This is a genomic window from Streptomyces sp. NPDC059142, from assembly GCF_042755665.1.
GTDB lineage: Bacteria > Actinomycetota > Actinomycetes > Streptomycetales > Streptomycetaceae > Streptomyces.
In genome coordinates this window covers 1-8,618 of the sequence record NZ_JBHZDA010000115.1, presented here as the reverse complement: position 1 = coordinate 8,618, position 8,618 = coordinate 1, and the positions used below count along the sequence as shown (strand labels likewise).

The following is an 8,618-nucleotide window of genomic DNA, read 5'->3' as shown; positions in this document are numbered from 1 at the left end:
AAACTCCCAGACTCGGCGCCGGCCCCCGGGCCCCCCCGCCCCCCCCCGTGCCGCCCAACAGCGCGCGGGCCCCGGGATGCGTATCATCAGGTGGCCTGTCGCCTCCGGCGGGTGGCAGGCGGCGCGGCGCGAGCGGTGGGACACCGGGCCCCGCCGCACCGACGGCTCGGACGATCAGAGGGTCATGAAGCCTTCCGCGAAGCGGAGCACGAGCGCCGATGTCGCGCTGGCGGCCGGCGTCTCGCGCACCACTGTCAGTTACGTGCTGAACAACCACCCCGGGCAGACCATCCCCGAGGACACCCGGCGGCGTGTGCTGGACGCCGCCGAGCGGCTGCAGTACCGGCCGCACGCCTCCGCACGCGCGCTCGCGGCCGGCCGCAGCGACATCGTCCTGCTCGCCGTCCCCGATCTGCCCATCGGCCCCAGCATCAGCCGCTTCGTCGAGGAGCTGGCCGCCGCCCTCGCCGAACACGGTCTGACCCTGGTCACCCATCTGCTGGGCGCCCGGGGCAGAGCGCTGCCGGACGTGTGCGCCGCCGTGGGCGCGTCGGCGGTGCTGGGCTTCGAGGGGTTCGACGAGGCGACCGTACAGGCCCTGCGCCGGGTCGGCGTGGCTGTCGTCCTGCCTGCCGGGGACGACGCCCCTCACTCCGCCATGCCACCGCTGGGGCGCCTCCAGGGCGAGCATCTGATCGGTCTGGGCCATCGCCGGATCGGATACCTGCTGCCCTCGCCCGCGCGGTTCCGCCCCATGGGCGCGGCACGGCTGCGGGGCGTGAGCGGCGCCTGCGCGGAAGCGGGGCTGGCGGCGCCCGTCGCCCTCGGCGCCGCCGAGCTGGACATCGACGCCCTGGCGCGCGTGGTCGAGCAGTGGACGGCCGAGGGCGTCACCGGCGTATGCGCGTTCAACGACGAGCACGCCATCGCGCTGCTCGCCACCCTGCGGCACCTGGGGCTGGCCGCTCCGGACGATCTCGCCGTCGTCGGCGCCGACGACATCCCGATGGCCCGCTTCGCCGCGCCTCCGCTCTCGACGGTCTGTTTCGACCTGGCGGAGGCCGGAAAGTACCGGGCCGAGTCCGTGCTCGCGGCGCTCGCGGGGCGCGGAGCGCCGCCGCCCGGCCCCGGGGCCACTCCACGACTGGTCCGGCGCCTCTCCTCCTGAGCCCCGCGCCCCCTGTCCCCGGCGCGTTGTCGATTCGTTACGGTGCCGCGTCTTGCCCGCCCCCGATCGGTTGCGGTTGTCTACTGACGCGCTTCAGTGACGCGCGTCAGCAGTGTCGGGCGAGGGACCTCCGCGTCATTCCGGTGCCGTCCCGCGAAAGGCGATCCATGACATCGACCGGGAGCGTCCCGGACGCACGGGCCGGACGTCGCCGCTGACCTGCCCGCCCCGTCCTCGAACCGAAGCTCCTCCGACCCCTGTGACCGGTCCGCCCCGGGCCGCCACGCGCGACAGACAAGGCAGGACATGATCCGTACCTCCTTCAACGACGGCTGGCAGTTCCGCCGCAAGGTGAACCCCTTCGCCGAACTGTCGGGCCCCGTAGCCCCGTTCGAGCCCGTCACCCTGCCGCACGACGCGATGATCGGCCAGGACCGCGTGCCACCGGAGGGCGGGGCGACGATGGAGGGCGGGGCGGGCGCGTACTTCCCCGGGGGCGTCTTCGAGTACCGCAAGACGTTCTCCGTGCCGGAGGAACTGCGCGGGCGGCGGATCCTGATCGAGTTCGAGGGCGTCTACCGCGACGCGACCGTCCACCTCAACGGCGACTACGCGGGCCAGCGCCCCTACGGCTACTCCCGCTTCCTCATCGACGCCGACCGCCATCTGCGCTTCGGCCAGGAGAACGAGATCCGCGTGGAGGCCCGTGCCCACCAGGACTCCCGCTGGTACACGGGGGCCGGGATCTACCGCGATGTCCGGCTGCTCACCGGTGACGTGGTTCGCGTCCTCCCGGACGGGATCCGCGTCACCACCCTGGACGTCGAGGACGGACGGGCCGTGATCGAGGTCGCGACCCGGGTGCGCAACGACTCGAACGCCCTGCGCACCCTCGGCCTCGCCGTGGAGGTACGCGACGCCTCGGGCGCGTCGGTGACCGGCGACAGCACCACCGTCTCCGTACTGCCCGGCGAGGACGCCACCGTCCGCTCACGGCTCTGTCTGAACGAGGCGCGGCTGTGGGACGTGGACAGCCCGCACCTGTACGGCTGCCAGGTCACCCTGAGCGCCGACGGAGAGCAGGTGGACAGCGACAGCACGGACTTCGGCGTACGCTCCCTCCAACTCGACCCGGAGCGGGGGCTGCGGGTCAACGGACGGAGCGTGAAGCTGCGGGGCGCCTGTGTCCACCACGACAACGGCCCTCTGGGGGCGGCCACTTACGCACGGGCCGAGGAACGGCGGGTACGGATCCTCAAGGACGCCGGCTTCAACGCCCTGCGTATGTCCCACCATCCGATGAGCAGGGCGCTGCTCGACGCCTGCGACCGGTACGGCATGTTCGTCGTCGACGAGACCTTCGACGTGTGGACCTCCGCGAAGAGCGGCTTCGACTACAGCCTGCACTTCCCCGAATGGTGGGAGCGCGACATCGAGGCGATGGTGGCCAAGGACTACAACCACCCCAGCGTCATCATGTACTCGATCGGCAACGAGATCCCCGAGAACGGCTCGCCCTTCGGCGCCGCATGGGGGCGCAAGCTCGCCGAGAAGGTCCGCTCCCTCGACCCGACCCGCTATGTCACCAACGCCGTCAACGGCTTCCTCGCCGTCATGTCCGAGCTGTCCGCGCTGCGCGCGGGGCAACAGGAGGCGGCCGGGGGCGTCAACTCCCGGATGGCCGACGCCGGCGACATGATCAACCAGATCAGCGCCTCGGATCTGGTCACCCGGCGCACGGCCGAGTCCTTCGGCGTCCTGGACGTCGCCGGCATGAACTACGCCGACAGCCGCTACGCCCTGGACCGCGAACTCTTCCCCCACCGCGTCATCCTGGGCACCGAGACCTTCCCCACCCGGATCGACCGCACCTGGGCCGCGGTCACCGAACACAGCCATGTCATCGGCGACTTCACCTGGACGGGCTGGGACTACCTCGGCGAAGTCGGCATAGGACGGCCGCAGTTCGCGACCCCGGAGCGGCCTCGCCCCACCCACACCGCGCCCTTCCCCCACCTCCTCGCGGGCTGCGGCGACATCGACATCACCGGCCACCGGCGCCCCGCCTCGTACTACCGCGAGATCGTCTTCGGGCTGCGCACCACCCCGTACATCGCCGTCCGGCGCCCCGAGCACCACGGCCTGACGCCCATCGGCGGCCCCTGGGCCTGGAGCGACACCCTCGCGAGCTGGACCTGGCCGGGGCAGGAGGGGAAGCCGGCCACCGTCGAGGTCTACAGCGACGCCGACGAGGTCGAACTCATCGGCGACGGCGACTCCTTCGGCCGCCGGCCGGTCGGCCCCGGCCACCGTTTCCGTACGGAGTTCGAGATCGTCCATGGCTCCGGGGAACTGGTCGCCGTCGCCTACCGGGACGGCGTGGAGACCGGCCGGAGCAGCCTGCGCCGCGCCACCGGACCCGTGCGTCTGGCCGTCGAACCCGACCGCCCGACGGTCCGGGCGACGGGCGGTGATCTGGCCTATGTGGCCCTGACCCTGACCGACGGGGCGGGGACCCCGCACACCGCCGCCGACCGACCGGTCCGCGTCGGGGTCTCCGGGGCGGGCGAACTGCTCGCGTTCGGCACCGGGGACCCGCGGCCGCGGGAGAGGTTCGACGCGGCGGAACGGCCCACCTACGACGGCCGGGCCCTGGCGATCGTACGGCCCACCGCCGCGGGCACGATCCGCGTCCGGGCCACCGCGCCGGAGTGTGCGCCGGTCGAGACCGTCATCACCGTCGAGGGAGTCGGTACGCGTCCGTGACCGGCGGGCAGGGCCCGGACCACCGCGACCGAGGACGGGGGCCGGCTCCGGGGGCGGCGGCGCGGGCCGGCCCCCGAGCGGCGGGGCCGGGTTCAGGGCCGCCGGGGGCCGCCCATGCCTGCCGTAACTCTTGACGTGCCTCCGACAACGGTGCATTGATGTGCCCAGGCCCCGGAAATCGACGCGGATATCTCCGCCCGCGAATGGGAGCGCTCCCATCATCGCTTCGACGGGCCGCCGTCCTCTCGCTCCGCATGCACGGGAAGGGACCTTGGATATGCGGAACAGCACAGCTCCACGGGCGCTCCTGGCCGTTCTCGCACTCACCGTCGCCCTGCTCACCGCGCTGGTCGCGCACCCGGGCACCACCGCCTCCGCGGCGGCCGATCCCGTACGGATCATGCCGCTCGGCGACTCCATCACCGGGTCTCCCGGCTGCTGGCGGTCCGTGCTCTGGAACCGCCTCCAGGATTCCGGCTACTCCTCGATCGACTTCGTCGGCACGCTCGGCCCGCAGGGGTGCGGGCAGCCGTACGACGGGGACAACGAGGGGCACGGCGGCTTCCTCGCGACCAATGTGGCCGCGCAGAACCAGCTTCCCGGCTGGCTCGACGCGACCGACCCGGACATCGTTGTCATGCACTTCGGCACCAACGACGTGTGGAGCAACATCGCGCCGGACCGGATCCTGGCCGCGTTCGACACGCTCGTCGGGCAGATGCGGGCCGCCAACCCCGACATGAAGATCCTCGTCGCGCAGCTCATCCCGATGAACCCGAGTTCCTGCGCCGAGTGCGCCCAGCGCGTGGTCGATCTCAACAGCCGTATCCCCGCGTGGGCCGCCGGGCGGACCACCACGCGTTCGCCGGTGATCGTCGTGGACCAGTGGACCGGGTTCAGCACCGCCGCCGACACCAACGACGGCGTCCACCCCAACAGCTCCGGCGACAACAAGATCGCCGCCCGCTGGTATCCGGCGCTGACCTCGCTGCTGGCCCCCGGCACCCCGACGCCGACCCCCACGCCGACCCCGAGCGACCCGGGCGGCGCCGGGTGCGGTGCGTCGCTCAAGGTCGTCTCCTCCTGGCAGGGCGGGTACCAGGCGGAGGTCACCGTGGTCAACAACGGCGCGTCCGCGGTGCGCGGTTGGTCCGTCCGGCTCACCCTGCCGGGCGGCGAGACGATCACCCAGATCTGGAACGGCACGCTGACCGCGGCCTCCGGCGGTGCGACGGTCGGCAATGTGTCGTGGAACGGCGCGCTCGCCTCCGGCGCCTCCACGTCCTTCGGCTTCATCGCGGGGAGGCCGGGCACCGCCACCCCCGCCGCGCAGATCACCGGCTGCACCGCCGGCTGAGGCGCCGTACCGGCGGCGCACCCGCTTCCGCCGCGACCGGCGCCCCACCGGACCCCTGTGTCAGAGCCGCACACACCCGTACCGTCCACGCGTCCAGGAGACCCGTATGCGTCCACGCCCCAGGAACCCCCGACCCCCCACCCGAACCTCCCGGGCCACACTCCTCGGCCTGCTGCTCTCCGTCCTCTCGCTCCTCGCTCTCGGTACGACAGCCCCGCCCGCCCAGGCGGCCGTCCGCGCCACCGGTCTGCACGTCAGCGGCGGACGGCTGCTGGAGGGCAACGGCAACGACTTCGTGATGCGGGGTGTCAACCACGCCCACACCTGGTATCCGGGCCGGACCACGGCCGCGCTGAGCGACATCAAGCGGCTCGGTGCCAACACCGTCCGGGTGGTGCTCAGCACCGGAGACCAGTGGACCAGGAACGACGCCACCGATGTGGCGAACATCGTCGCGCAGTGCAAGCAGAACAAGCTGATCTGTGTGCTGGAGGCGCATGACACCACCGGTTACGGCGAGCAGAGCGCCGCGGTCTCCCTCTCCCGCGCCGCCGACTACTGGATCGGTGTGCAGAGCGCGCTGACCGGCCAGGAGAACTACGTCATCGTCAACATCGGCAACGAGCCCTACGGGAACACCAATTACGCGGGGTGGACGGCCGACACCAAGGCGGCGATCCAGCGGCTGCGGAGCGCCGGTTTCGATCACACCCTGATGGTCGACGCCCCGAACTGGGGCCAGGACTGGTCCTTCACCATGCGGGACAACGCGGCCTCGGTCTTCGCCGCCGACCCCGACCGCAACACCATGTTCTCGATCCACATGTACGGCGTCTTCGACACGGCGGCCAAGGTCTCCGCGTATCTCAACACCTTCGTGGGCGCCGGACTCCCCATCCTGGTGGGAGAGTTCGGGCAACTGCACTCCGACGGCGACCCGGACGAGGACGCCATCATGGCCACCACCCAGTCGCTCGGCCTCGGCTATCTCGGCTGGTCGTGGAGTGGTAACAGCGGTGGTGTGGAGTATCTCGACATGGCGACCGGCTTCGACCCGAACGCGCTCAGCGCGTGGGGCCAGCGCATCTTCCGGGGCGCCAACGGGATCGCCGCCACCGCCAAGCAGGCCACGGTGTACGGCGGTTCGTCGGGCGACACCACTCCGCCGACGACCCCGGGCACCCCGACCGCCACGAACGTCACCGCTACCTCGGTCGCCCTGTCCTGGGCCGCCTCCACGGACGCGGTGGGGGTGACGGCGTACGACGTGGTGCGCGTCAGCGGGACGTCCGAGACGGGCGTGGCGTCCTCCGCCACCCCCTCGGTGACGGTCACCGGTCTGTCCGCGGCGACGGCCTACGACTTCGCCGTCTACGCGCGGGACGCGGCGGGCAACCGGTCCACGCGGTCGGCGACCGTACGGGTGACCACCGCGGCGGGCGGCGGGTCGACCGCCTCGTGCGCGGTCGGCTACACGGTCAGCGGCCAGTGGAGCGGTGGCTTCCAGGGGGAGATCGTCATCCGCAACACCGGCGCCTCCACCGTCAACGGCTGGACGCTCGGTTTCACCTTCCCCAACGGGCAGCGGATCACCAACATGTGGGGCGGTACGGCCACCCAGAACGGCTCCGCGGTCGGTGTGGCCGCCGCCTCCTACACGGCGGTGATCGCACCGAACGCCACCGTCGCCGTGGGGTTCACTGCCTCATGGACGGGGACCAACGGGAAGCCCGCCGCGTTCACCCTGAACGGGGGTTCCTGCACCGTGAGTTGACGTACGCCCCGATGAGGGGCGCCGGCCGGCCGCCTCGACCAGCAGCCAGCCCACGGCCGTCATGGCCACGGCGACCGGAGCCGTGACCGGGACGGCGACCAGCACGGCGGAGTGCCCCTCCAGCAGCCCGGCGAAGCCGACGACCGACAGCCCGAGCACACCGAACAGGGTGAGGGTGACACCGAGGGCCGCGCCAGGACCGCCCCACCGGACGGTCCTGGCGGGCTCCGCGGTGGTACGGGCGGCAGTCCCGGCCGTACCGGCGGCGACCGGGCCCGGCGGGCGCTCCGCGGCGCGGAAGACGGCGACCAGCAGCGCGGTGAGTACGGCCGCCGCGGCCAGCCGGACCGGGGTCTGGGCCCACCAGGCCCCGGTCCCCGGCGCGGGGAAGGGCGCGCCGAGGGCGAGGGCGAGCCCGTACACCCCGAGCATCGCGGTGAGATGCCAGAGGAACGCGGTCATCGCGACCCCGTTGGCGGCGACGACCCCGCGCCACACATGGGGGCGGGCCAGCAGCCGGGTGGCGGGGGCGCGGAGCAGTTCGACGGCGCCGACCAGCCAGATGCCGTGGCAGAGCAGTGCGAACGTCGGCGGGGCCATGTTGCTGATCTTCTCGCCGGGCATGCCCACCATGGAGAGCGGATACGGTCCGAGGGCGACCAGCGCGGAGGCGGCGACCAGCCCGCTCACGGCCAGCGCGGCCGGCAGCCGGGGTGTGCGCAGCCGCCCGTCCGCCCGGAGGAAACCGAGCTGGTGGACGGCGAGCCATACGAACGCGAAGTTCAGGAAGGGCACATGGGGCACGCCGAACGCGAAGCGCAGCAGGTCGACGGTGGCGGCGGCGAGGGTGAGCGCGGCGAACGCGGCCCAGCCGTACCGCTCGTGGAGCTTCAGGAGCGGCGGGGTGAGCGCGACCATCGCCAGATAGATCCCGATGAACCAGAGCGGCTGGGCGACCAGCCGGGCCGCTATCTCGGCCAGCTGGCTCTCGGGGAGAGCAAGTTGCAGGGCGAGGGCTGTCGCGCCCCAGACGACGGTGAACAGCATGACCGGGCGGAGCAGCCGGCGCAGCCGGACACGCAGGAAGGCCGCGTACACGTCCCGGCCGTCGAGCCGGCGGTGCAGTGAGCGGTAGGAGAGGGCGTGCGAGAAGCCGCCCACGAAGAAGAACACGGGCATGATCTGGAGCAGCCAGGTCAGGAGCTGCAACGAGGGTTCGACCGCCAGCAGATTGCCGACCCCGGCGCGGCCGTCCGGGTCGACGGTCACGGCCGCCATCAGCCAGTGGCCGAGGACGACGGTGCCCAGTGAGGCCACGCGCAGCAGGTCGATGTACCGGTCCCGCCCGGCGGGTGTCGCGGCGGCGAGGGCACGTGTGTTCAACTCCATGGCGCCAGCCTCCCGGCAGCGGAGGCGGGACGGCACGGGATCCGTACTCAACTCCGGTGCCGGAACGCTGAGTACGCGTACTCAGCCGCGTCCGCCGGGTCCGCCGGGTCCGCCGGGTCCGCACGTCGGGGGAACGGGCCGCGCCCGGGGAACGGTGTGTGTTC

The 8,618-nt window shown here is 72.4% G+C and carries 5 protein-coding genes; 4 read left to right on the top strand and 1 reads right to left on the bottom strand.

What is annotated here, in order from left to right:
- Positions 1 to 184 precede the first annotated feature (184 nt).
- The 4 genes from ACFXPK_RS29015 (at position 185) to ACFXPK_RS29000 (ending at position 7,065) form a co-directional block, all read left to right on the top strand.
- Positions 185 to 1,168 (top strand): LacI family DNA-binding transcriptional regulator, encoded by a 984-nt coding sequence (locus tag ACFXPK_RS29015; protein WP_385080043.1) that lies wholly within the window; start codon positions 185 to 187, stop codon positions 1,166 to 1,168.
- 306 nt (positions 1,169 to 1,474) lie between these two features.
- Positions 1,475 to 3,934: a glycoside hydrolase family 2 TIM barrel-domain containing protein gene (locus ACFXPK_RS29010; RefSeq protein WP_385080042.1), complete on the top strand. Its 2,460-nt coding sequence runs from the start codon at positions 1,475 to 1,477 to the stop codon at positions 3,932 to 3,934.
- 277 nt (positions 3,935 to 4,211) lie between these two features.
- Positions 4,212 to 5,291, top strand: coding sequence for a cellulose binding domain-containing protein (locus tag ACFXPK_RS29005; RefSeq protein ID WP_385080040.1), 1,080 nt, complete (start codon positions 4,212 to 4,214; stop codon positions 5,289 to 5,291).
- A 106-nt stretch (positions 5,292 to 5,397) separates the two neighbouring features.
- Positions 5,398 to 7,065 carry a cellulase family glycosylhydrolase gene (locus ACFXPK_RS29000; RefSeq protein ID WP_385080038.1) on the top strand — a complete coding sequence of 556 codons (1,668 nt, stop codon included), beginning with the start codon at positions 5,398 to 5,400 and terminating at the stop codon, positions 7,063 to 7,065.
- On the opposite strand, the gene ACFXPK_RS28995 is transcribed toward ACFXPK_RS29000, so the two are convergent.
- Positions 6,997 to 8,454, bottom strand: a complete 1,458-nt coding sequence (locus tag ACFXPK_RS28995; RefSeq protein ID WP_385080036.1) for an acyltransferase — start codon at positions 8,452 to 8,454, stop codon at positions 6,997 to 6,999. The two genes, ACFXPK_RS29000 and ACFXPK_RS28995, sit on opposite strands and share 69 nt — an antisense overlap.
- Between the last annotated feature and the right edge of the window lie 164 nt (positions 8,455 to 8,618).